Origin of the sequence: Lentzea cavernae, assembly GCF_014653695.1 — a bacterium.
GTDB lineage: Bacteria > Actinomycetota > Actinomycetes > Mycobacteriales > Pseudonocardiaceae > Lentzea > Lentzea cavernae.
The window spans coordinates 392,957-416,075 of record NZ_BNAR01000004.1; the positions used below are offsets into that span (position 1 = coordinate 392,957).

Annotated in this window: 22 protein-coding genes; 7 read left to right on the forward strand and 15 right to left on the reverse strand. The window is 72.3% G+C overall.

Annotation, left to right across the window (positions count from 1 at the left end; genetic code table 11):
- Positions 1–167 precede the first annotated feature (167 nt).
- On the reverse strand, positions 168–1,991 hold the full coding sequence (locus IE307_RS15815; RefSeq protein WP_229904745.1) for a glycoside hydrolase family 76 protein: 1,824 nt from the start codon (positions 1,989–1,991) through the stop codon (positions 168–170).
- Positions 1,992–2,112: 121 nt separating this feature from the next.
- Here IE307_RS15815 and IE307_RS15820 point away from each other — a divergent pair, with 121 nt between their 5' ends.
- Complete coding sequence (locus IE307_RS15820) at positions 2,113–2,685, forward strand: hypothetical protein (protein ID WP_191298699.1); 573 nt, start codon at positions 2,113–2,115, stop codon at positions 2,683–2,685.
- Here the strand turns inward: IE307_RS15820 and IE307_RS15825 are convergent.
- Positions 2,676–3,656: an ArsR/SmtB family transcription factor gene (locus tag IE307_RS15825; RefSeq protein ID WP_191298700.1), complete on the reverse strand. Its 981-nt coding sequence runs from the start codon at positions 3,654–3,656 to the stop codon at positions 2,676–2,678. The two genes, IE307_RS15820 and IE307_RS15825, sit on opposite strands and share 10 nt — an antisense overlap.
- A gap of 65 nt (positions 3,657–3,721) precedes the next feature.
- On the opposite strand from IE307_RS15825, the gene IE307_RS15830 reads away from it, so the two are divergent.
- Entirely contained in the window at positions 3,722–4,909 is a 1,188-nt protein-coding gene (locus tag IE307_RS15830) for an MFS transporter (RefSeq protein WP_191298701.1), read from the forward strand.
- Between the two features lie 3 nt (positions 4,910–4,912).
- Here the strand turns inward: IE307_RS15830 and IE307_RS15835 are convergent, their stop codons facing one another.
- Positions 4,913–5,533 (reverse strand): TetR/AcrR family transcriptional regulator, encoded by a 621-nt coding sequence (locus IE307_RS15835; protein WP_191298702.1) that lies wholly within the window; start codon positions 5,531–5,533, stop codon positions 4,913–4,915.
- A 163-nt stretch (positions 5,534–5,696) separates the two neighbouring features.
- Here IE307_RS15835 and IE307_RS15840 point away from each other — a divergent pair, with 163 nt between their 5' ends.
- The 3 genes from IE307_RS15840 to IE307_RS15850 are packed head-to-tail and all read left to right on the forward strand — an operon-like array spanning position 5,697 to position 8,280.
- A complete protein-coding gene (locus IE307_RS15840; RefSeq protein ID WP_191298703.1) occupies positions 5,697–6,926 on the forward strand; it encodes a cytochrome P450 in 1,230 nt (409 codons plus the stop codon).
- Complete coding sequence (locus IE307_RS15845) at positions 6,923–7,117, forward strand: ferredoxin (protein ID WP_191298704.1); 195 nt, start codon at positions 6,923–6,925, stop codon at positions 7,115–7,117. The genes IE307_RS15840 and IE307_RS15845 overlap by 4 nt, the downstream gene beginning before the upstream one ends.
- The gene (locus IE307_RS15850; RefSeq protein WP_191298705.1) at positions 7,117–8,280 is read left to right on the forward strand and encodes an NAD(P)/FAD-dependent oxidoreductase; all 1,164 of its coding nucleotides are present in this window, start codon (positions 7,117–7,119) and stop codon (positions 8,278–8,280) included. Before IE307_RS15845 ends, IE307_RS15850 begins: the two co-directional genes overlap by 1 nt.
- Here the strand turns inward: IE307_RS15850 and IE307_RS15855 are convergent.
- The 4 genes from IE307_RS15855 to IE307_RS15870 are packed head-to-tail and all read right to left on the reverse strand — an operon-like array spanning position 8,264 to position 12,680.
- The gene (locus tag IE307_RS15855) at positions 8,264–9,628 is read right to left on the reverse strand and encodes a class-II fumarase/aspartase family protein (RefSeq protein ID WP_191298706.1); all 1,365 of its coding nucleotides are present in this window, start codon (positions 9,626–9,628) and stop codon (positions 8,264–8,266) included. The genes IE307_RS15850 and IE307_RS15855 overlap by 17 nt on opposite strands.
- Entirely contained in the window at positions 9,628–11,088 is a 1,461-nt protein-coding gene (locus IE307_RS15860) for an NAD-dependent succinate-semialdehyde dehydrogenase (protein ID WP_191298707.1), read from the reverse strand. The genes IE307_RS15855 and IE307_RS15860 overlap by 1 nt, the downstream gene beginning before the upstream one ends.
- A gap of 1 nt (position 11,089) precedes the next feature.
- On the reverse strand, positions 11,090–11,791 hold the full coding sequence (locus IE307_RS15865) for a type 1 glutamine amidotransferase domain-containing protein (RefSeq protein WP_191298708.1): 702 nt from the start codon (positions 11,789–11,791) through the stop codon (positions 11,090–11,092).
- 31 nt (positions 11,792–11,822) lie between these two features.
- Positions 11,823–12,680 (reverse strand): SDR family oxidoreductase, encoded by an 858-nt coding sequence (locus tag IE307_RS15870; RefSeq protein WP_191298709.1) that lies wholly within the window; start codon positions 12,678–12,680, stop codon positions 11,823–11,825.
- A 127-nt stretch (positions 12,681–12,807) separates the two neighbouring features.
- On the opposite strand from IE307_RS15870, the gene IE307_RS15875 reads away from it, so the two are divergent.
- Positions 12,808–13,701, forward strand: a complete 894-nt coding sequence (locus tag IE307_RS15875) for a helix-turn-helix domain-containing protein (protein ID WP_191298710.1) — start codon at positions 12,808–12,810, stop codon at positions 13,699–13,701.
- Positions 13,702–13,708: 7 nt separating this feature from the next.
- On the opposite strand, the gene IE307_RS15880 is transcribed toward IE307_RS15875, so the two are convergent.
- Genes IE307_RS15880 through IE307_RS15895 form a run of 4 tightly spaced genes read right to left on the reverse strand, consistent with a single transcriptional unit; the run spans position 13,709 to position 16,980 of the window.
- Entirely contained in the window at positions 13,709–14,167 is a 459-nt protein-coding gene (locus IE307_RS15880; protein ID WP_191298711.1) for a YybH family protein, read from the reverse strand.
- 43 nt (positions 14,168–14,210) lie between these two features.
- A complete protein-coding gene (locus IE307_RS15885; RefSeq protein ID WP_191298712.1) occupies positions 14,211–14,933 on the reverse strand; it encodes a MerR family transcriptional regulator in 723 nt (240 codons plus the stop codon).
- On the reverse strand, positions 14,920–16,140 hold the full coding sequence (locus IE307_RS15890; protein ID WP_191298713.1) for an MFS transporter: 1,221 nt from the start codon (positions 16,138–16,140) through the stop codon (positions 14,920–14,922). Before IE307_RS15890 ends, IE307_RS15885 begins: the two co-directional genes overlap by 14 nt.
- Positions 16,141–16,173: 33 nt before the next feature.
- Positions 16,174–16,980, reverse strand: a complete 807-nt coding sequence (locus tag IE307_RS15895; RefSeq protein WP_191298714.1) for a YhjD/YihY/BrkB family envelope integrity protein — start codon at positions 16,978–16,980, stop codon at positions 16,174–16,176.
- 54 nt (positions 16,981–17,034) lie between these two features.
- On the opposite strand from IE307_RS15895, the gene IE307_RS15900 reads away from it, so the two are divergent.
- Positions 17,035–17,757 carry a CDP-alcohol phosphatidyltransferase family protein gene (locus tag IE307_RS15900; RefSeq protein WP_229904746.1) on the forward strand — a complete coding sequence of 241 codons (723 nt, stop codon included), beginning with the start codon at positions 17,035–17,037 and terminating at the stop codon, positions 17,755–17,757.
- 294 nt (positions 17,758–18,051) lie between these two features.
- Here IE307_RS15900 and IE307_RS15905 read toward each other — a convergent pair whose 3' ends face one another.
- Genes IE307_RS15905 through IE307_RS15920 form a run of 4 tightly spaced genes read right to left on the reverse strand, consistent with a single transcriptional unit; the run spans position 18,052 to position 22,976 of the window.
- A complete protein-coding gene (locus tag IE307_RS15905) occupies positions 18,052–19,524 on the reverse strand; it encodes a phytoene desaturase family protein (protein WP_191298715.1) in 1,473 nt (490 codons plus the stop codon).
- Between the two features lies 1 nt (position 19,525).
- Entirely contained in the window at positions 19,526–20,644 is a 1,119-nt protein-coding gene (locus IE307_RS15910) for a glycosyltransferase family 2 protein (RefSeq protein ID WP_229904747.1), read from the reverse strand.
- Positions 20,641–21,462, reverse strand: coding sequence for a carotenoid biosynthesis protein (locus tag IE307_RS15915; RefSeq protein WP_229904748.1), 822 nt, complete (start codon positions 21,460–21,462; stop codon positions 20,641–20,643). Before IE307_RS15915 ends, IE307_RS15910 begins: the two co-directional genes overlap by 4 nt.
- Positions 21,459–22,976, reverse strand: a complete 1,518-nt coding sequence (locus IE307_RS15920) for an FAD-dependent oxidoreductase (RefSeq protein ID WP_191298716.1) — start codon at positions 22,974–22,976, stop codon at positions 21,459–21,461. Before IE307_RS15920 ends, IE307_RS15915 begins: the two co-directional genes overlap by 4 nt.
- Between the last annotated feature and the right edge of the window lie 143 nt (positions 22,977–23,119).

Below are 23,119 nucleotides of genomic sequence, written 5' to 3' on the forward strand. Positions count from 1 at the left end.
ACTACCTCCGGTGCTCGATGAGGAGTTCCCGTCAGTGACCGTAGGGGCACGCAACGTCACCTCACCTCCGTCGGAAGGCCGGAGCTGCGCCGGTCGATGTCATCCCGCAGGGGTACCTGGACTGGCCGAAAGGCTGGTTGACACCACCTCTGCCCCTTCGGGCAGGTCTAGGTCCCGATCACCGCGTTCACACCGCTCGCCTGCGTGCGCCAGTCGACCTGGTTGGGGCTGCCGCCGGCCCAGCGCTGGCCGATCCGGTTCAGCGCGTCGCGGTCCGCGGCCCACACCGAGTCGGCCTGCTGCCGCGCGAACCGTTGGTAGGAAGAGGAGTTCGTGACCTTCGCGAGGTCGTTGAGGTAGCGCATGAAGATGCCCTTGAACTGCTTCTGGTTGTCGTCGCACGAGTTCGTCCCGACGTCACACGACTCGATGAGCACACCGCCCCGGGTCAGCACCGGGCTCGCGATGGCCGCGTCCGCGAGCCTGCGTGCGGTGTCGAGGTACCTCGTGTCCCCGGTCGCGCGCCACACCTCGACGAACCCGCCGACGGCCAGGCCCTGGTTGTAGGTCCACACCGTCTGGCCGTTGTTGCGGCAGTCCCCGGTCAGCCCGTCGTTGACCAGGCCGGACGAGCCGGCCAGTCCGCTGCCCAGGTACCAGTCCGCGGCGGTGCGAGCCCGTTGCAGCCACACGGAATCACCGGGTGTGCGCCGGTGGACCGCCGCGGTGAGCCGCAGGTACTGGCCGTTCGTCACGGCGTTCTTGTAGGTGCGTTCCCGGTCCCACCAGACGCCACCGCCGCACGTGCGGGTGTCCCAGTACTGGTGGACGTACGCCGCGATCGTGGTGGCCATGGCCAGGTAGCGCTGGTCCCCGGTGTGGTCGTAGGCGGCCACCCAGGTGAGCCCCCACCAGGCGCTGTCGTCGATCGACCGGCTGATGAAGTTCCCCTCGACCGGGTCCGTGCCGCGCTGCCCCGCCGCGAACGTGCCGCGGTTCACGTCGAACGTGCGCGCGATGACCCAGTCGTAGTCCCGGATCCCGGAGTCCATCACCGCGGACAGCGTCGTCGCCGAGTTCCACCAGCTCGTCGGCCACCAGGCCGTCGTGGGGTCGTAGGAGTACAGGAGGGCGTCAGCGGCGGCACGCGTCCTCGTCGGCACCGGCCGCGCCCACGCCGTGCAGCTGCCTTCCTGGTGCGCCGCTTCCCTTCCGCACGCCCGCACGGCCCCACCGAAGTGGCGGCCACGCGGATCCCTGGTGGCGTGCAGGGTGGTGCGCGTCGAGACCGCCCCGGCGGGAGTGGCGGTCCGGTCCAGCGACGAACCGCCGGGCCAGCTCGCACCGCTGTCCCAGGAGCGGTCGAGCCACACCTCGTCCCCCGCCCCACCCGCCTCGATGCTCGCCCACGCCATCGCGTTCGCGTCGGTGTGCAGCCGGATGACCCTGCCGTGCAACGTCGTCGGCGGCACCGGCTGCAGGTCACCGCTCGCCTGGCTCGCGCTCGTCCGGTCGCACAGCACGTCGCACACGGTCGGGTAGATCCAGTCGGTGCACGTCACCCCGGCGGCGTCACCGCACGCGCGGATCAGGCCGCGCCGGTGGTGGCCGGGATCGGTGACGTTGTACATCAACGTCCTGGTGCCGGTCCACGTGCCGGGGATGCTCGCCCTGCCCAGCAGCCCCTCCCAGCTGACGCCACCGTCCCAGGACCTGTCGAGCCACACCGAGTCGCCGGTCGCGCCGTGGTCGATGCTGCCCCACGCCATGCCGTCGCGGTCCGACACGTGCAAGACCACGCGCCGTCCGTTGATCTGCTTCTCCGGCACCGGGAAGGTCTCCTGCGCGGCCCTGGAGGGGTCGAGGGTGTCGCAGGACAGCACGCACACCACCGCGGCCGCTGTCAGGGGTGGGCGGCTGGGTGATGGGCTGCCGGGCGGCGCGGAGACCGGCGCCAGGACCATCAGGAAGGCCACGAAGAAGTTCAGCACGCCAACCACCCCCGCGTTCGTGGGAACGCTCTCATGGTCTTGGGTGCCGAACCGTCCGGTCAACGGGACGACCGGTTCATGTCCAGGACAAGCTCGACCGGTGTTCCTGCATACTCCCCCGATGCCGGAGGACCTGTCGCTCACCGACCACCAACTGGGCCTGCGGGCGAGGTTCCTGGCCGCGCCGACGGTTGCGGCACCCGAACCCTGGCGTCCGAGCGGCCACCACGTGAGCGCTGTCGGCGGGTTGCTCGGCGTCGGCTTCGCCTCTGATTCCGGCCGCGACCTGCTGCTGGTGGCGTCCACCCGCGGGCTCGGGCTGCTCGACACCGTCACCGGGGAGCGCCTGGCCCGCGACCGCGAGCCTGACTCGGGCTGGCCGGACGACGACCTGACGTGCCCGGGAATCGGCCCGATCGCACGGCGTCGCGTGCCGATGGCCGGGCTGATGGGCGGCGGTCTGCACACCGGAGCCGAGGGCTGGTCGGTGGACGTCGTCAGCCCGGACTGGCCGCACGAACGCGTGCTGCTGTCCACCGGAAGTCCGTACGAAGGCGCTCACGGCGAGACCTGGTGGCACGTCTTCCACTCGCGCCACTCCGCACTGCGGGCGGCCGGGTTCTCCCCGTCCGGTCTGACGCTGGTGGTGGCGACCAGCAGCGACGTCACCCTGTGGACCAGGGCTCACTGCTGAGCGGTGAGGGCATCCCCGAGCGGGGTGCGGCGGTAGAGCACGGAACGTCCCGAACGGGCCTTGGCGAGCAGGCCCGCACGGCGCAGGACGGTGAGGTGGTCGCCGACGGCGCCCGGTGCCATGCCGAGGGTCCTGGCGAGCTGGGTGGTGCTCGCGGGCTCGTCCAGCGCGGCCAGCAGCTGTGCCCGTGACCGGCCGATGAGGTCGCCGACCGCGCCGGGGTCGGCCGGCGTGCCCGGTTCCCACAGGGCGGAGGTGCCGCGAGCCGGGTAGATCAACGCGTGCGGCCACGGGGTCTCGGTGTAGGCGGCGACGTCCGGCCACACGAACACCGACGGGATGAGCAGCAGGCCGGCGCCCCGCAGGTCGACCGTCGCGTTCGCGTGGCGCAGCTTGATCTCGATGGCGCCGTCGTGCCAGCGCATCCGCCGGTCGAGCCCGGCGATCGCGGCCGCCCACCCCTCCCGGCTCAGCAGACCGGCGCGGTACACCACGTCCCGCTCGCAGATCGCCCGCAACCGCACCCAGTCCTGCGCGAGGAGCTCGTGCCAGGCGATCTCCAGCACGTCCGCGATCCGCGCGACGACGTCACGGCCGCGCAGGACCGACAGGACCCTCGGGTCGTCGGTGGGACGGCGTCTCAGGCACTCGGCGATCTCCTTGCGCGCCAGCGGAAGTGGTGTGGCGCGCACGGTCTCCAGGTCGTCGTCGATCGTCTGGGCCAGGCTGCGCGGCGGAGGTGCGACGAAGTCCGCCCCGTAGTGCGGCGCGCACAGCGCCAGCACCACGTCGAGCTCGGTCTCCGCGCGCAGACGCCGGTAGACCGGGCGCAGGCGGTCGGACCAGTCGCGCGGCATCGGCCTGCCCTCGACGCCCGACAGCCTGCGCAGCAGCTTCTCCAGCTCCAGCAGCGGAGCGATCGCGAATCGGCTCGCCAGCAGGTCGTCGGCGCCGGCGGTGAACCTGAGCACGGTCCGAGCTTACGTCCGCAGGCGTATCTCTGGCGCTCCGAAGAGGAGGGTCGGACGCTGGGACCATGTCCACCGCCACCGCACGCGTGACTTTCGGCCAGGTGCTGTTCCGCCCCGTGTTCCGCGAGTTGCTGGCCACCCGCGCGATCGTCATCACGGCCGACGTGCTGCGCACGGTGGCGCTGTCGACCGCGATCTTCAGCAGCACCGGCTCACCGCTGCTGGCCGCGCTCGCGTTCGGCCTGGCGTTCGTGCCGCAGGCGTTCACCGGGGTGCTGCTCGGCCCGCTGGCCGACCGCGTCCGCCCGCGCCGGCTGATCGTCACCGCCTACCTGCTCACCGGTGCCGCCACGGGCCTGCTCGGCCTGGTCGTGCCGCCGACGTGGGTGGTGCTGACCGTGATCACGCTCATCGGCTGCCTCGGCCCGGCGCTGAACGGCACCACCGGCCGTCTGATGGCCGACGTGCTCGAAGGGGACGCCTACGTCATCGGACGCTCGGTGATGTCGATGGCGATGTCGTTCGCGCAACTGGGCGGGCTCGCGGCCGGCGGGCTCGCGGTGGCCGCGGTCGGCCCACCAAGCGCCCTGCTGATCAGCTCCGGCGCCGTGTTCGCGTCGGCGGCCGCGGTGCGGCTGCTGATGCCGGACCTGCCCGCCGCCCGGGGCTCCGGGAACGTGGTCCGCCAAGGGTTGTCGGGGACGCGGCAACTGCTGGCGAACCGCACGACGAGGGTGCTCCTGCTCGCTCAGTGGCTGCCGCCCGCGTTCGTCGTCGGCGCGGAGAGCCTGCTGATCTCCTACGCCCTCGGCCGCGGTTTCACCACCGGCGCGGCCGGGCTCATGCTCGCCAGTCTGCCGGTGGGCATGATCGTCGGGGAGTTCCTCGTCGCCCGCTTCCTGGCGCCGGACGCGCGCCGGCGGGCCGTGCCCGCCCTGATCGCGTTGCTCGGCCTGCCCCTGCCCGCGCTCGCGTTCGACCTGCCGATCGCGGTCTGCTGCGCACTGCTCGCGGTCAGCGGGGCGGGGTTCGCGTTCAGCCTGGGCATCGCGGCGCCGTTCCGGGACGCCGTGCCCGAGGCGCGGCGAGGTCAGTCGTTCACCGTGCTGTCGGCGGGGCTGATGACCGCCCAGGGCATCGGACCGGCTCTCTGGGGCACGCTGGCCGAGGTCGTGCCGATCGGCCACGCCATCGCCGCCGCCGGGGTGTGCACGGTGCTGACCGCCGCGGTGCTCCGCCCCGCCCTGCGGTGAGGCTCAGGACGCGCTGCCCACCAAGCCCGCCGGCGGGAGCGGTACCGGAATCGCCTTGCTGTGCAACAACTCCAGCGCGGCACGAACGATGTCGGCAACGTCCACGTGACCGCCGTTGACCGTCCAGGTCTGCACGATCACCTCGATCACGTTCATGGTGCTCGCCGCGGTCAACGCCGCGAACAACACGTCCCCGGCCCCGTCCTCGCGCCGGAGGATCTCCTGGGCCAGGCGCTGGCGCCAGCTCCAGCACAGGTCGGCCAGGCCGGCCCGCAACCCCGTGGTCTTGTCGAAGATCTCGTACAGGGCGAGCAGGCGCGCCGGGTTCGCCGAGATCGTGTGCTCGACGCTGTCGATGACCGCGTGCAGCGCCCCGGCCAGCGGTGTGTCGTCGGGCTGGGCCAAGAAGGCGTCCATCGCCGCGTCGAGGCCGTTCTCGACGAACGTGACGACCAGCGCTTCCTTGGTGGAGTAGTAGCGGTAGAGGGTGCGAGTGCCGACCTCGGCCGCGGCGGCGATCTGCTCGATCGTCGTGTCGTCGTACCCCTGCGCGACGAACAGGTCGAACGCGGTGTCGGCGATGAACCGCCGGGTGCGTTCCATCTTCGCTTCACGCAGGCCCACCACACACCTCCTGACCGCTGGTTTTCGCGGACTGAACGGTAGCACTGCCACATGGCAGTCACTGCCATTTCACCCGTCCGCGAGTTGCGGCATTCAATGCCATCTGGCAGCCTCGGTCAGGTGACAGTGACTGCCATATTTTCTTCCGAAGGTGGGTCCGGCGATGAGTGAGACCACGATCGGCGTGACCTCCTTCCCCACCACGCGTGACTCCAGCTGCCCGTTCGACCCGCCCGCCGAGTACGCGGAACTGCGTGCACAGGAGGGCACGGCTTCGCTGGCGTGCCCGGTCGGCGTCAACGCGCGTGTCGTCAGCCGGTACGCCGACGTGCGCGCGGTGCTGAGCGATCCCAACCTCAGCTCGCACGCGGCCCCGTCCACGCACGTCGTGGCGGACGGTCAACTCGACCGCCCGGTGGCGCCCGGCAGCCTGCTGCACATGGACGGCCCCGACCACGCCCGGCTGCGCCGCCTGCTGACGCCGGAGTTCACGGTCAAGCGGATCCAGGCCATGCGGCCGTACATCCAGGGTCTGGTCGACGACCACGTCGACGCGCTGCTGGCCCGCACCGGGCCCGTCGACCTGGTCCAGGACTTCGCGCTGCCGATCCCGTCGCTGGTGATCTGCGAACTGCTGGGCGTCGACTACGGCGACCGCGACCGGTTCCAGGAGCAGACCGCGGTGCTCATCGGCACCAACAGCGACCCCGAGGCGCTGCAGCGGGCCAACGCCGAGGTCGTCGGGTTCATGACCCAGCTCGTGCTGGCCAAGATGGCGGCACCCGGCGACGACCTGCTGGGCCGGCTGATCGTCCGCGCGAGGGAGAACGGCCAGGAGCTGTCCGTCGAGGAGCTGGTCACCCTCGGCATCACCCTGCTGATCGCCGGGCACGAGACCACGGCCAACATGATCGGGCTCAGCACGCTGGCCCTGCTGCGCCAGCCCGACCAGCTGGCCGCGCTGCGGGCCGACCCCGGACTCGCGGGCACGGCCGTCGACGAGATGCTGCGGTACCTGTCGATCGTGCACTTCGGCGTGCTGCGCCAGGCCACGGGCGGCGTGACGATCGGCGACGAGACGATCAAGGCCGGTGAGTGGCTGGTGGCCGCGCTGTCGGCGGGCAACCGCGACGAGTCGGTGTTCCCCGACCCCGACCGCATCGACCTGCGCCGCGGCGCGACCGCCCACCTGGCGTTCGGCTACGGCATCCACCAGTGCCTCGGCCAGCAGCTCGCCAGGGTCGAACTGCAGGAGGTGTTCGCGCGCCTGCATCAGCGCATCCCGACGCTGCGGCTCGCGGTGCCGTTCGAGGAAGTCGAGTTCAAGGACCACGCGCTCGTCTACGGCGTGCGCGCGCTGCCGGTCACGTGGGACGTGGAGGACGACCGATGAAGGTGCGCGTCGACGTGGACGCCTGCGTGGGCGCGGGCCAGTGCGTGCTCGCGGCACCGGACGTGTTCGACCAGCGCGACGAGGACGGCATGGTGGTCCTGCTCGTGGAGGACCCGCCCGCCGAGCTGGAGGCGGCCACCGAGCACGCCGCCCTGCTGTGCCCGGCGCTCGCGATCGTCGTGGAGAAGTAGTGGGAGATCTCGACCGGGTGGTCGTCGTCGGCGCTTCGGCTGCCGGCGTGACCACCGCCGAGACGCTGCGCAGGGAGGGCCACACCGCCGGCCTCGTCCTGGTCGGCGACGAGAAGGTGCTCCCGTACGACCGGCCGCCACTGTCCAAACAGGTCCTGGCGGGCACCTGGGAACCGGAGCGGACGGCGCTGCGCCCGGCTTCCGCGTACACCGATCACGGCATCGAGCTGAGGCTCGGGACTCCCGCGACCGGACTGGACCTCGCGCGCCGCAAGGTCGTGCTGTCCAGCGGCGAGGAGATCGGGTACGACGGCCTGGTCATCGCCACCGGCACGACCCCGCGCACGCTGCCGTTCGGCCACGACCTGGGCGGTGTGCACGTGCTGCGCACCATGGACGACGCGCTGGCGCTGCGCGGCGACCTGCTGCGGTCGTCCTCGGTCGTGGTCGTCGGCGCGGGGTTCCTCGGTTCGGAGGCCGCGGCGGCGGCCCGGCGGATGGGCCTCGACGTCACCCTGGTCGACCCGCTGCCGCTGCCACTGGTCCGCCAGTTCGGCGACCGGGTCGCGACCGCGATCGCCGAGCTCCACGAGGAGCAAGGCGTGCGGTTGCGCATGGGAACCGGCGTCGTCGCCCTGCACGGTGAGGGCGCGGTGTCGGGAGTCGAGCTGACCGACGGCTCCGTGCTCCGCGCCGACATCGTGCTGGTGGCGATCGGCGCGGTGCCCGCCACGGACTGGCTCGCCGGCTCCGGAGTTCCGGTGGACGACGGCGTGGTGTGCGACGCGACCTGCAAGGCCGTGGACCACGTGTACGCCGCGGGTGACGTGGCCCGGTGGTTCAACCCGCGCTTCGGTGGCCTGATGCGGGTCGAGCACCGGATGAACGCCACCGAACAGGGGATGGCGGTGGCCCGCGCCCTGCTCGGTGCCCCAACGCAGTTCGCTCCTACGCCGTACTTCTGGACCGACCAGTTCGACGCGAAGATCCAGGCGCACGGCGTGTTCCCGGCCGAAGCCGAGATGGTGGTCGCCCACGGCTCACTGGCCGACCGGAAGTTCGTGGCGCACTACCTCGTGGACGGACGGGTCGTCGGCGTGCTCGGCTGGAACATGGCCAGGCAACTGTTGCAGGACCGGCACCTGATCACCGGCCTCGCCTAGCGGGACCGTCCACAACGGACCTGGTCATGGCCTGCGCGCTGCCGAGGTACCCGGCGGGGTCGCAGAGCCGGTCGATCTCCTCGGCGCCGAGGCTCGCCACGACGAGCGGGTGCGCCCGGAGTTCGGTGGCCAGGTCACCGCCGTTGTCGAGGACGCGGCTGCAGGCGGAGTAGACGAGGTCGTGCGCCTGCTGGCGGCCCAGAGCCGGTGCGAGCGCCATCATCACGGCCTCCGCCACGACGAGCCCGCCGGTGAGGCCCAGGTTGGCGCGCATCCGCTCCTCGTCCACCCGCAAGCCGGTCATGACGTGCGTGGCCTGGGCGAGCGAGGAGGAGAGCAGCAGGAACGCCTCGGGAACGACGGCCCATTCGACGTGCCACGGGCCGGTGGCACGCTCGAAGTCCTGCACCATGGCGTCGAGCATGGCCGATGCTTTGTCCCGCAGCAGTTTCGCGGTGGCGACCAGCAGCTCACTGGAGATCGGGTTGCGCTTCTGCGGCATGGTGGAGCTCGCACCCCTGCCCGGCGTGAAGGGCTCGGCCAGCTCGCCGAACTCGGTGGAGCAGAGCAGCGCCACGTCGGTTCCGATCTTGCCGACCGAACCGCCGATCGCGGCGAGCAGTCCGACGATCTCGACCAGGCCGTCGCGGGCGACGTGCCAGGTGATCTCCGGGTCGCGCAGGCCCAGCTCCGCCGCGAGTTCCGCGCGCACCCGCACGCCCTCCGGTCCCAGACCGAGCGAGGCCAGGGTGCCCGCAGCGCCGCCGAACTGCACCATCAGGTCGCGTTCCCGCACGGCGGCGAGGCGGTCGGCGTGGCGGTCCAGCGCCGAGAGCCACACCGCCACGCGGTAGCCGAACGTGATGGGCAGGGCGTGCTGCAGGTGGGTGCGCCCGGCGGTGACCGTGCCGATGTGCGCGGCGGCGAGCTCCCGCAGGCACGCGCGCAGCCGGTCGAGCGCCGTCGCGATCAGCTCGAGTCCCTCGGCGCACTGCAGCATCACGGCGGTGTCCATGACGTCCTGCGTGGTGGCGCCCCAGTGCAGGAAACCTCCCGCGTCACCGCAGAGTTCGGCGAGCTGGGTGACGATCGGCAGCACGGGGTAGCCGACGTTCTCGGTGTCGCGCCGGAGCCGCTCGCGGTCGAGCCGCGCGGACTCGCAGGACGCCGCGATCACGCCGGCCATCTCCCGGGGGACGACACCGACCCGTGCCTGCGCCGCCGCCAGCGCCACCTCGGTGCGCACGATGTGGTCCACAAAGGACTCGTCGCTGAACACCGCACGCATCTCCGGTGTTCCGAACATGTCGCGGAACAGGAACGAGTCGAACACCGTGCTGGCGGCCATCACACCCGCTCCCCCGCGTCGATGGCGACGTACTTCTGCTCCAGGTACTCGTCGATGCCGGTGTTGCCGCCCTCGCGGCCGATCCCGGACTGCTTCATCCCGCCGAACGGCGCGCTGGGGTCGGACACGTAGCCGCGGTTGAGGCCGACCATGCCGGTCTCCAGCTCCTCGACCATGCGCAACGCCCGGCCCAGGTCCCTGGTGTACAGGTAGCTGACGAGCCCGAACTCGGTGTCGTTGGCCGCCTGCAACGCCTCGGCCTCGGAGGTGAAGGTCCGGATCGCGGCGACGGGACCGAAGATCTCCTCACGGCTGATCCGCGCGCCCGCCGGGACGCCGGTGAGCACGGTCGGCGGGTAGAAGTAGCCGGGACCGTCCGGCACGACTCCCCCGGCGCGCAGATCCGCCCCCGCCGCAACGGTGTCATCGACCAGGGCGGCGACGCGGGCCCGCTGGCGTTCGTCGATCATCGGCCCCATGACGGTCGCCGGGTCCGTGCCCGCGCCGACGGTGATCGACCCCATCCGCGCGACGAGCTTGCGGCTGAACTCCTCGGCGACGCCCGCGTGGACGTGGAACCGGTTGGCCGCGATGCACGCCTCGCCCACGTTGCGCAGCTTGGCGGTCATCGCGCCCTCCACGGCGGCGTCGACGTCGGCGTCCTCGCAGACGACGAACGGCGCGTTGCCGCCCAGTTCCATGGAGGTGCGCAGGACGGTGCCGGCCGCCTGGACCATCAGCAGCCGCCCCACCGGCGTGGATCCCGTGAAGGACAGCTTGCGCAGCCGCCCGTCGCGCAGCAGCGGTTCGGTGATCGCCGCCGCCCGCGTGGTCGGGACGACGTTGAGGACGCCGTCCGGGAGACCGGCCTCCCTCAGCACCTCCGCCAGCGCCGCGGTCGTCAGCGGTGTCTGCCCGGCCGGTTTGACGACCACGGTGCAGCCCGCGGCGACGGCCGGGCCGATCTTGCGGGCCGGCATGGCCAGCGGGGCGTTCCACGGGGTGATCAACAGGCAGGGCCCGACCGGTTGCCGCATCACCAGCACACGGGCGGTGCCGTCCTCGCTGACCTTCCAGGTGCCGTCGATCCGGACGGCCTCCTCCCCGAACCAGCGCAGGTAGTGCGCCCCGTAGGTCACCTCCGCCCTCGACTCGGCCAGCGACTTGCCCATCTCCAAGGTGATGAGCAACGCGAACTCGTCGATGCGCTCCATCAGCAGGTCGTGTGCACGCCGCAGGATCTCGCCGCGGGCTCGCGGAGGAACAGCCGCCCAGCGGCGTTGGGCGGCGTCTGCGGCGTCGAGCGCGGCCAGGGCGTCGGCCGGCGTGCCGTCGGCCACCTCGCACAGCGCCTGGCCGGTGGCCGGGTTCTCCACCACGAACGTCCCGCCGCTCGTCGCTGGCCGCCATCGCCCGGCGACGAGCAGTCCCTTCTCGACCCGATCGAGGACGGCGTTCACGTCACTCCTCCTCGGTCAGCGCGGCGACGATGGCTTCGGCCATGGGTGCGCTGGAAGCGGGGTTCTGGCCGGTGAACAGGTTGCGGTCGCGCACGGTGTAGGCCTGGTAGGCAGGTCCGCCCGAGTGCAGCGCGCCCCTGTCCCGCAGCGTGCTGGCAAGCAGCCAGGGGGCGTTCTCGGCGGTGCCGAACAGCTCTTCCTCCTCGTCGGTGAAGGCGGCCATCCTCCGACCTGCGAACACCCAGCCGCCGTCCGCGCCGACGGCGGAGAGCAGGCCGGCGGGTCCGTGGCAGACCGCGCCGATGACCTTCCCGGCGGCGTCGGCCTCGACGAGCAGCCTGCCGAGGTCGGCGTCCTGGTAGAGGTCCACCACGGGACCGTGGCCACCGGGGAGCACGACGGCGACGTAGTCGTCGGCGGCTACCTCGTCGAGCTTGAGCAGCGGGCCGAACTCCCGCAGAGCCCGCTCGGCGTGCTCGACGTAGTGGGTGCACTCGGGACCGGCGACCTCCGGGTTGGCGCTGTGCGCGTCGAGCGGTTGGAGCACTCCGCCGGGAGAGGCGAAGTCGACGGTGAAGCCCGCCGCGGTGAACTTCTCGTGCGGTGCGGCGAGTTCCTCGGCCCAGTAGCCGGTCGGGTAGGCGGAGCCGTCGGTGCGTTCCCACACGTCGGCGGCGGACATGACGATCAGGATCTTGCTCATCTGCTGGTTCCTCTGCGGTGTCGGGGGAAGGTCAGGCCGGGAAGTCGCTCGCCGAGGCGGTCCGGGCGGAGGCGTCGAGAGTGGCCTGCAGCGCCTGGACCTTGGCGGTCGCGTAGGCGTGCGAGTCCGAGCCGAGGACCAGGCGCAACGAGTCGTCGCCCGTCACGACCTTCTCGATCATCAGCCGGGCGCCGCGGACCGGGTCGCCGGGCTGGTTCCCTTGCAGCTTCAGGTGGTTCTCGACCATCTCGGCGATCTCCGGGTACGCCCCGGACGTGGCGTCCGGCAACGCGAGCGAGTCGGTGGTGAGGAAGTCGGTGCGGAAGTAGCCGGGCTCGACGACGGTCACGCCGACGCCGAAACCGGCGACCTCGCCGGCGAGCGCCTCGCTCAGGCCCTCCAGCGCGTACTTGCCGGCGCAGTAGAGGCCCCAGCCGGGAACCGAGGTCAGGCCGAGGACCGAGGACACGTTCACGACGTGGCCGCTCCTCTGCTCGCGCAGGACCGGGAGCGTGGCGCGCAGCACGTTCCAGACACCGGCGACCTGGACGTCGAGCATGTCCCGGACGTCGCGGGCGGTGGTGTCCTCGACCGCGGCCAGGAAGCCGTAACCGGCGTTGTTGACGACGACGTCGAGACCGCCGAAACGTTCGGTCGTCTGCCGGACCGCTTGGGCGACAGCGGTGTCGTCGCGCAGGTCGACGGCGAGTGGCAGCAGCCGGGTGGTGTCGGCACCGTCGCCGAGGGCGGCGAGCAGGCGCTCGGTCGACCGGGTGGTCGCGGCGACGTTGTCGCCTCGCTCGAGGACCTGCTTGACGAGTTCGAGGCCGAGGCCGCGGGAAGTGCCGGTGACGAACCAGGTGGCGGGACGATCAGCGGGGAAGGTCATGGTGGAAAGCCTGGTGCAGAAAACGGTCGCGTTGGGACGCATCGCGGGCCCTGTGCGGCCTCGGACTCGCGAACCTAGGACTCAGAGGTCCACTCGGGAATCCGAGGCCTGCGCGACAATGGGTGTCATGGCCGCTCTCAACCGCGAACTCGCCGACTTCCTGCGCCGTGCACGCGGCCAGGTCGACCCGTCCCGCGCGGGCCTGCCCTCCGACAGCAGGGTCCGCCGGGTCAAGGGACTGCGGCGCGAGGAGGTCGCCCTGCTCGCCGGCGTGTCCACGGACTACTACGCGAGGCTGGAGCAGGGCAGGCGCATCACGCCCTCGGCGGCCGTCGTCGAGGCCATCGGCCGCGCCCTCGAGCTCGACGAGGCCGGGCGCACCCACCTGCGCGACCTCATCGGCCTGCCCGCGGGCCCGGCACCGCGCCGTCCCAGCAGCGTGCAGCGGGTGCGTCCCGGCCTGTACCAGCTGATCGACGCCCTGGACGGGCAACCGGCGCTGGTGCTCGGCCGCCGCACCGACGTGCTCGCCGCGAACGCCATGGCGAAGGCGCTGTTCGCCGACTTCGACAAGATCCCGCCCCGGCAGCGCAACTACGCGCGCTGGATCTTCCTCGACGACCAGGCCCGCGCGTTGTTCGCCGACTGGCAGGACCAGGCCCGCGCCGCGGTCGAGAGCCTGCGCTTCGAGGTCGGCCGGGATCCGGGAGACGCCGCGACCACCGCGCTCGTCGCCGAGCTCCGCGAACGCAGCCGCGAGTTCGACCATTGGTGGGAGCAGCACCGCGTGCACCAGCGCACCTACGGCTCGAAGCGGCTGCGCCACCCGCTCGTCGGCGAACTCACCGTCGAGTACGAATCCCTCGTGCTGCCAGGCGATCCGGACACGATGCTGTACGTCTACACGACCGCGCCCGACTCGTCGTCGAGGCAGGCAATGGACATCCTGGCGAGCTGGACGGCGTCAGGTCCCGCCGGACAGCAGGCCCGGTCCGGCGCCGACGCGGAACCGGAGTCCTGACAGGACTTCACGCGTCGCCGAAACGACCGTCGAGCTCGCCCGGTGACAGGACCCGGGTGGAGTTGTGCTCGCGGACGATCCGCCACCCGTCCGGCGTCCGGTGCCAGACGAGCGAGGTCGTGGTCCGGATGTCCGTGGCGCCGTCGGGCGTGACGATCCTGGCCACGAACCTCAGGGTGGACGCCGCCAGGCCGGCGCCGGCGATGACGTGCGGGCCATCGTCCACCGCGTGGTGCGCGGAGATCATCTCGCGGAAGGCGGGCTCCCAGATCTCGCCGTAGCCGGCGGCCGTCGTCGCCACCCGGTGCTCCGGGTCGAAGTCGTCGTAGAGGCGGACGTCCGGCGAGCCGAAGTCGTAGAACTCCGCGAAGACCCGCCGGAAGTCGAAGGGCTCGTCCCCTTCGCGACGGTCCCAGCCGAACACCCACCGGCCGTGCAGGTCCGCGATCACCTGTTCCTCGTTCATGATCTCGACGCTAGAGCGGGCGGGAGGTTTCCGGGAGGGTGCGTCACACCCACCCGCCCAGCCGCTGCTGGACCTGGCGCAGAACCTGGTGCTGCACGGGTTCGAGCATCCGCTCGCTCAGTTCGTCCATCAGGGCCGCGGCCCGCGGGTCGCGCGGGAACAGGTCGGCGAGTCGTGCCATCAGCGGTTCCACGTGGGCGACCAGGTCGTCGACCAGCGACGCGACCTCGTCGTCCGGCGTTTCCGGTCCCAGGGCGTAGAAACGCGCCGCGAACGCTGCGGACGCGCTCATCGTCCCGTTCTCGCCGAACAGGGCGGCCACCCCCGCCGGGCCGAGCAGGTGTGCGGCCAGGAGGAGCTGCTCGTGCTCGTAGCGGGCCATGTCGTCCGGCACCCCCGCCGCCAGGGCCGGGTGCCACCGCAACAGCTCCGGGGGCAGGTCGGGCGGGGCGCCGCTGCCGCGCAGCGCGGCGATGCCGGCGCGGCGGGCGGTGAGCCGTTCGACGTCGGCGGCGGCCTGGCGGTCGAGCTCGTCGAGCAGCTCGTCCGCGGCGGCCTGGTCGTCCAGCACGGCGGGCAGTGCGGACAACGGCAGGCCCAGGGCGGTCATCCGCGTGATGCGCAGCAACCGGACGAGGTGGCCGACGTCGTAGTGGCGGTAGCCGCCGGTGCTGCGCGGGGGCTCGGGCAGCAGCCCGATCTGGTGGTAGTGGCGCAACGTGCGGACGGTGACGCCCGCCAGTTCGGCGAGCTCACCGCTGAGCACCGGACACCTCCTGCGGTTCCAGGTCCGCCAGGGCGCGGGAGAGCAGCACGGCCAGCAGCACGAGGACCCACACCCCGGCCACGCTGAACCCGGCCACGACCGGCGACCCGTACTGGGCCGTCACCCCGGCGAGGCCGATGCCCGCCGGTGCCGCGATCGTCAGCAGGGCGGTGTTCACGCTGAACACCCGCCCGCGCACGGCGTCGGCGGTCCGCTGGACCTGCAGCACGCCGATCACCGCACCGAGCACCGCGTTGCCCAGCCCGAGCGCCGCGGCCCCCGCGAACACGACGGCCGGGGAGAGCAGGGACGCCATCAGCAGGAACCCGGCGGTGGTCACACCCAGGCCGGTCCACAGCGCCGCCCGCGGTGGGAGCCGCCGGGCGATGCCGGTGTAGAGCGCGGCACCGGCGAGCATTCCGCAGGCCAGCGCCGTGAGCACGAGACCGAGCAGATCGGGCCGGGAGACGAGGGTGAAGTACAGCGGCAGCACCAGGCCCTGCAGCCCGCCGAGCGCCACGGCCAGGCCGAGCAGCAGACCCGACGTGCCGAGCAGGAACCGGCTGCGCCACACCACCGCCACGCCCTCTCCGAGCTCGCGCAGGACCGGCCGTCGAGGTGATCCGCTCGCCTCGACCTCGCCGAGCCGGCGCGGCAGGGTCCGCGTCAGCACCGCCGCGACCGCCGAGGTCGCCGCGGTGATCCACAGTACCGAGGTGGCGTCGAAGGCGGCGAGCAGCACGCCGGCCGCCGCCGGTCCGATCACCAGCGCGGCGGAGGTCGTGGTCTGGCGCAGGCCGATCACCCGCTCGAGGTCGAGACCGGTGTGCCGGGCGACCATCGGCGCCAGGACCTCGCGGGCCGTCGTCCCGGGCACGTCGCCGAAGGAGCCCACGATCCCCAGCACGACGAACCACGTCAGGTTCAGGCCCCACACCAGGTCGACGAGAGGCAGCGCGGCGACCGACGCGGCCGAGATGACGTCGGAGACCACGGAGGCGGTCCGCCGGTTCATCCGGTCGATCACCACCCCGCTGAGCAGACCGACCACCACGGCCGGGACGGCGGTCGCGCCCGCCAGCGCGGCGGTGGCCAGCGGGCTGCCCGTCGTCTGCAACACGATCAGCGGCAGCGCCACGGCCGCGATGCCGTTGCCGAGCAGGCTGAGCAGGTGGGACCCGAGATAGGTGAGGAAGATCGGCGGCATGCCCCCAGCGAAGACCCTGACGTCGCGTCGGGGTCAAGCGCTGAGCACGTCGTAGGTGCTGAGCGCGATCCGGTACCCGAAGAGCAAGAGGCCGTGCAGCACGAACAACCACAGCCCGATCGCCGCCACCGCACCGGGAACCGCCAGGCCGCCGTACGGAATCGCCCAGTCCACGGGGATCGCGAGGAACACCACGAACCCGTGCAGGAAGCCGGTGAGCGTCGCGCCGACACCCACCCCGGCCGCCAGCACCACCTTGAGCGGCAGCGCGACCGGCCCGACGAAGGCGAACACCAGGGCCACCGTCACGCAGATCGGCACCATGTCGAGGTGGAACGACAGCACCACCCCCAGCACCGTGGACCAGCCCCCGGCCTCGTAGAGCGGACCGACCACCGACGCGAACCACAGCGGTAGCGCGACCAGCAGGGGCGCCAGGACGAGCACGGGCAGGAACGCGATCCGCCCGGCCCACCCGGTCCACTTGGTCGGGTGCTCCCCGGCCGCCTGCACGAGCCCCCGCCGCAGCCCCTCGCCATACAGCGTCGCCGGGAACAGCGACGCGGCGAGCAACGGCCAAGAGGTGGTCGTCGCCGCCTCGGCCAGCTGCACCAGCACGGCGGTGGGGTCGTGCGCGCTCGGCAGAGAACCGCCGACCGTCCGCGCACCGTCGACCACGAGTTCCGGCCCGAACAGCAACGCCACCCCACGCAGCGCGAGCAGCAGCAGCGGCACCAGCCCGAGCGCCGAGAAGAACGTCAGCCCCGCTGCCCACAGCAGGAGGTCCCGGCCGCGCAGCGCGTCCGACGTGCCCGCAACCACGGCGCGGAGTACATGCATGATCGGGAAGTACCCGAACCTGCACGCCGTCATCCATCGGCTTACGGTGGTGCCATGACCGGTGACAAGGCGAACCCAGTCGCCGGATGGTCCCGGCTGCACGGCGAGGACGTGTCCGAGAGCAGGCTCGTCGTCGGCTGGCTGCGCTTCGTGCACGCCCTGGCGGGCCCGGTGGACCGCGTCCACCCCGACGTGCTCTCGCTGGCGGGCGTGCTGGCCGCCGCAGGTGCGGTCGCCGCAGCTGCCGGAGGCGGGCTCTGGGCTTTGGCGGCGCTGCTGCTGGTGGTGGCGACCGGTGTGTTGGACGGACTGGACGGCGCGGTCGCCCTGCGCACCGGGCGGGTGCGTCCGCTGGGGGCGGTGGTGGACGCGGTCTGCGACCGGCTGTCGGACTTGGCGCTGGTGCTGGTCCTGCTGGTCCTGGGTGCGCAGGCGTGGTGGTGCGCGGCGATCGGTGTGTCGGTGCTGCTGCACGAGTACGCGCGGGCCAAGGCCCAGGCCGTGGGCATGGCCTCGGCGGGCGCGATCACGGTGGCGGAGCGCCCGACCAGGGTGATCGTGGTGGCCATCGCGTGCGCGGGTGCGGGTCTGGCGCCGGGTGGGACCCCCGTCACCGGGTGGAGCTGGGCCGCGGTGTCGGCGCTGGTGTGGGCGGGGTGCGCGGTGGCCGGGTTCGCCCAGCTCGCGGCCGGGGTCCGGAGGGAGCTCGCCGGTCGTCCGTGGACGGGGCCGTTCGCGTCAGGCAGGGCTGATCAGGCGGGCGACGATCCGCGCTGACGTTGCCATCAGCGGCAGTCCGCCTCTCGGATGCGCGGAACCGGTCCGCCGGACCGATCGGGCGGGCCACGGTCAGCGCTGACACCGCCACGAGCGGCAGCCCACCATCCAGATGCACAGAGCTACCGAGACAGGTACGGAGCCCGGTTGGCGGGCAGGCCGCCCGTGTGCCTCAAGCAGGACCGATCGGACGGGCGAGGATCCCCGCCGACATCGCCACCAACGGCAACCCACCACCCGGATGCGCCCGAGCAGGCGCCGAAGCCCGATCGGCGGGCAGGCAGGCCGTGCGCCTCAGGCAGGACCGACCAGCCGAGCCACGATCCCCGCCGACATCGCCACCAACGGCAACCCACCACCCGGATGCGCCGAGCCCCCGACGAGGAACAACCCAGGCACCGGAGCCCGGTTCGCCGGCCGGAGCAGCGCCGCCCGCGGGCCGTTGGACGACGAGCCGTAGATCGACCCGCCCACCGCTCCCGTGTCGCGGGCCCAGTCCGCCGGTGTGCGGATCTCCCGCCAGCGCACCCGGTCCCGCACGTCCAGGCCACGCTCGGCCATCACGCGCAGCACCTGGTCGGCGTAGGAGTCGGCGAGCCCCGGCGCGGTCCAGTCGACGTCTCCGTAACGTGGCGCGTTGACCAGGACGAACCACGCCTCGTCCCCCGAGGGGGCGACGGCGGGGTCGTCCGGCGCGCACACGTAGACCGCCGGGTCCGGCACCGGGCGCGGGTGGCGGCCGAAGATCGAGTCGAACTCGTCGTCGTAGTCGGCGGGGAACAGCACGCGGTGGTGGACCGGATCGGGCGTCTTCCCCCGCAGGGCCAGCAGGAGCACGTATCCCGACAGCGACGGCTGGGTCTTGCGCAGCATCCGGTGTGGACGGTGGGAGCGGCGGTCGGTGAGCAGCTCGCCGTAGAGGTGTTCGGCGTCCACATCGGACACGACGACGTCCGCCCGCTGCCGTTCGCCGTCGCGCAGGCGCACGCCGGTGACCCCGCCGCTGCCGGACTCGATCGCGGTGACCTCGGCGTTGAAGTGGAAGCGCACGCCGAGGTCGAGGCAGCGCTCGTGCAGGGCGTCGCCCAGCCTGCGCAGGCCGCCGCGCACGTACCAGCCGCCGAAGCGCTGCTCGATGAACGGGACCACCGTCATCAACGCGGGTGTGCGGCGCGGGTCGGAGCCGCTGTAGGTGGCGTAGCGGTCGAGCAGCATGCGCAGGCGCGGGTCGGTCAGGCGCCGTTGGCCCACCCCGCGCAACGTGCGCCACGGTGCGATCCTCATCAGGTCGCGGACGCTCGCCGACCGGCGCAGCAGGTCCCGCACCCCGTTCAGCGGATTTTGCAGCACCGGTTCGCCGACGAGGCCCCACAACCGTTCGGCGTCGGTGAGCACCGCCCGCCACTGCCGGGCCGCCTCAGGCCCAAAGGCGCTGGCCAGAACAGCCTCCACGTGCTCCTCGGCGTGCGGCACGTCCAGTTCGGTGCCGTCCGGGAAGCGGTATCGGCACGTCGGTTCGACCGGCACGATGTCCACGAGGTCGTCGAGCGGTGCGCCGGTGGCCGCGAAGAGGTCGCGGTAGACGTGCGGGAGCGTCAGCAGTGACGGTCCGGTGTCGAAGGTGAACCCGTTCCGCCGCAGGGTGCCGAGCTTGCCGCCGTGGCCGGAGGCCTGCTCGTACACGGTGACCTCGTGCCCGGCCTTCGCCAGCCGCGCGGCCGCGGCCATGCCTCCCATGCCGGCGCCGATCACCACCACATGTGCCATGTCAGGTGCTCTCCCGCAACGTCCGGCCCTTCCACCGCAACCGCCCTGCCCGCCGGGCTCGCCACGACCGCGCGATGAGCGTCAGCAGGACCGACACCGACACGGGGTGGGCGAGGGCGTCGGGCCACACGCGCCCGCCGGTGTGCCGTGCCGTCACGACCCTGGTGACCACGCCTGCCGCGTACCCGACGGCACCCGCGCGCGACCCGGCGAGCGCGGCGATCGGCGGCAGGACGTACAGCCAGGCGAGCACGAGGGACAGCGCGGTCGCGCCGGCCGGGCTGCCGGTGGCCGACCACAGCGACTTCTCGTACCCGTCCCGGACCTCCGCCCAGTCCTCGTACATCCGGCAGTCCGCCACGGTGCTGCCGTCGACGACGACGCCGCGGCCGCCACTGCGCTTGACCGCCCGCATCAGCGCGATGTCGTCGAGCACCGCGGTCGCGATCCCCGCGAAGCCTCCGCTGCGGTCGTAGGCGGCGGCGTCCACCACAAGGAACTGCCCGTTCGCCGCCGACAACGACGGCCGGGGCGAGCGTTCGGCCAGGCGCAACGGCAGGAACACCAGCCACGACCACTGCAGCAGCGGCTGAACGAGACGCGCCGCGGCCCCGTCGGCGAGCTGGCGCGGGAACGGCGAGACCAGGTCGAGGTCGTTCTCCCGCAACAACGCGACAGCGGCGGCGATCGCATGCGGCGCGAGGACGACGTCGGCGTCGACGAACACCAGCACGTCGCCTCGTGCCAGATCGGCCAGCTGAGCGCAGGCGTGCGGCTTGCCCGGCAACCCGGACGGCGGCGCCTGTCCCGTGACGACGCGGATCCGCTCGTCGTCACCCGCGACCCGGCGCACCTCGTCGGCCGTGCCGTCGGACGACCCGTCGTCGAGCACGACGACCTCCAGCTCCGGCACACCGCGCTGGGCCCGCAACGACCTGATCGTCGGCGCGATCCGGTGCGCCTCTTCGCGCGCGGGCACCAGCACCGACACCTTCTCCTGGCACAGCGGGGGATCAGCCCTCGGCACCCGCATCAGCCGCGCGTTCACCAGGGCGTGCGCCGCGCCCACCAGCGCACCGGCGGCGGCACCGCGCACCGCCACGTCGAAGAACTTCTTCACCGATGCGCCCGCCACAACGCCAGCGCGAACGGCACCGCCACCAGTCCCATGAGCAGCCCGGCGACCAGGGACACCGCGGGACGGCCGAAGAACGCCGCGTGCGCCCACACCGAGGAACCGTAGGTCCACAGGTAGAGCACCGGGGCGGGTCCTGCCCGCAGGTCGAGTTCCCGGGAGACGCGCGGCCTTCCGACGCTCCGGTGCAGCGCGGCCATCATCAGCACCGCGACCAGCAGCCAGCCGGCGTAGTTCGTCAGCGGGACACCGTCCACACCGGGCAGTGCGGGGAACGGAGCGGCCCACTCCCAATGACCGGCGTCCACCATCTGCGGGTCGAGGAACACGTCCCACGACGCCAGTGCCCACGCACCGATCCCCACGACCGCCCAGGTCGAACCGCGCGCGAGCGACCGTCCGACGAGCAGCGCCGGCCAGCACATCATCACCCACGCCAGCGCCACGACCACCGGCACGCCGGCGACCTCCAGGCCGAGCGAACCCGTGTAGCGGTAGTCCCCGAACGGAAAACCCGTGTGCACGCCGATGGTCTCGGCCAGCAGACCTCCGCCCCCGGCGACCACCACCAGCAGGACCGCCGCACGCGGGCCGAAACGGGCCAGGGCGTCGCAGACCGACGCCACCGCGAACGCGATCACCGAGGCCACCGTCGTGAACAACCGGGCGTCGGGATCGGTCATCGAGTAGACGATCTGCGCCAGCACGACGAGCGCACCGCAGACCCACGCCGGCACGGCCAGGGCGCGCACTCCCCCGGCCTGCCCGCGCACGACCGCACCGGGCTCCACACCGACGTTCACGCCGACCTCCGCCGGCGCGCGGCGGCGCGCAGCAGCGGCACGCGGCCTTCGACGGGAACCGTCCACAGATCGGTCCCGGAGACGCCCCACCGGCCCAGGAGCTGGTTGGCCGCGGCGAAACCGGTCGTAGCCGCGCGCTCCATCAACGCCACCGGCAGGTCGATGCGCACCAGATCCCCTGCCAGCACGAGGAAGTCGTCCGGTGTGTTCACCTGCGGCCTGTCCTCGTATCCACCGGCGGGGAACAGCGGGCAGTCGGACCGCCACTCGTGCCGTTCGTCGACGACAGTGGCGCCCTTGGTCTCGGGGTAGACCTCGGTCAGCTGCTCCCAGAGCCGCCGCCTGGCCTCGCCCTCGTCCACATCGGACGGTATGGCGTACCCGTGCAGCTCCACGACCGAACCGCCGGTGCGCGCCGCCCAGGCCCTCGCCTCGTGTTCGTACTTGTCGAGCACGCTGACGTTGTCGAGCAGGTCGTACCCGCTGGTGCCGATGAAACCGGGCCGGTCGACCGGCTTGTCCAGCCAGTACCGCGACACCAGGAACGGTGGTGCGGTCCGCAGCTCCGCCACCTGTTCGCGCCAGCCCGCGTCGCCGAGCCGGGGCGAGGAGTCCACGATCCGGCGCAGCCCTTTCACGTCGGCGGCGAGCACCACGGCGTCGGCGGCGAGCACACCGTCCCCCGTGGTCACGGTGAAACGCCTTGCCCCGCCCCGTTCCACCGACTGCACGCCCACACCGGTGCGCACGTCGGCGCCCAGTTCGGTGAGGCGCTGGCCCAGCGGGTCCCACAGGCCGTGCGGGAACGGGTCCGCCGCGACGTCGAAGAGCAGTCCCTCGTTCGAGCCGAGGAAGTAGATGTGGAACATCACGGCGAGTTCGGCGGCCGACATGTCGCTCGGGTGCGCGAAGAAGCTGCGGGAGAACACCTCGAAGGCGAGGGCGTGCGCGGCCTCGGGGAACCGGACCCGGTTGAGGTAGTCGGCCGCGTCCAGGCCGTCGAGCTCGTCGTAGACACCGGGGACCGACACGTCGAGCAGCTTCAGGGCCGCTTCGGGGTTCATGGCCGGCAGGTCGCGCCAGCGGAACGTCGGGCTGCGCCGCAGGAACGCCAGCACGTTCCACGGCGCCGTCGTCGGCATGCCGGCGAAGGAGTCGCGGTCGCCGCGCGCGTGCCACAGCGGGTAGTCGGGCATCGCGGTCAGCGCACGACCGTCCGGGTCGACCCGCCTCAGCAACGCGCGCAGGTTGTAGTACTGGCGGAAGAACGCGTGGAAACCGCGGGTCATGGTGACGTCGCTGCCGTCCGCCAGCTGTGTGTGCCACCCACCGACCCGGCCGCCGAGATACGTCTCGCGCTCGTACAGCACGACCCGCGCGCCCCGTTCCGCGAGCAGCGTGGCCGACGCCAGACCGGCGATCCCGCCGCCGACCACCGCGATGACGGGCACGTCGCCGTCCAGCCGGGGCCGGCCCGCGGGCGCGGGGATCCGCACCGCTTTGCGATCTTTCATCGGTGCTCCCATTCCGGCCCTGGCCGTCGGACGTGCGGGTGCCCAGAGCGCGCTCCGCCCCGCGACTGCCCTGAGGGGCGGGGTCGCGCGATCAGAGCGTCCTGGATCTGCTCGAGGCGACGAGATCGGCATCGGAGAGCTCC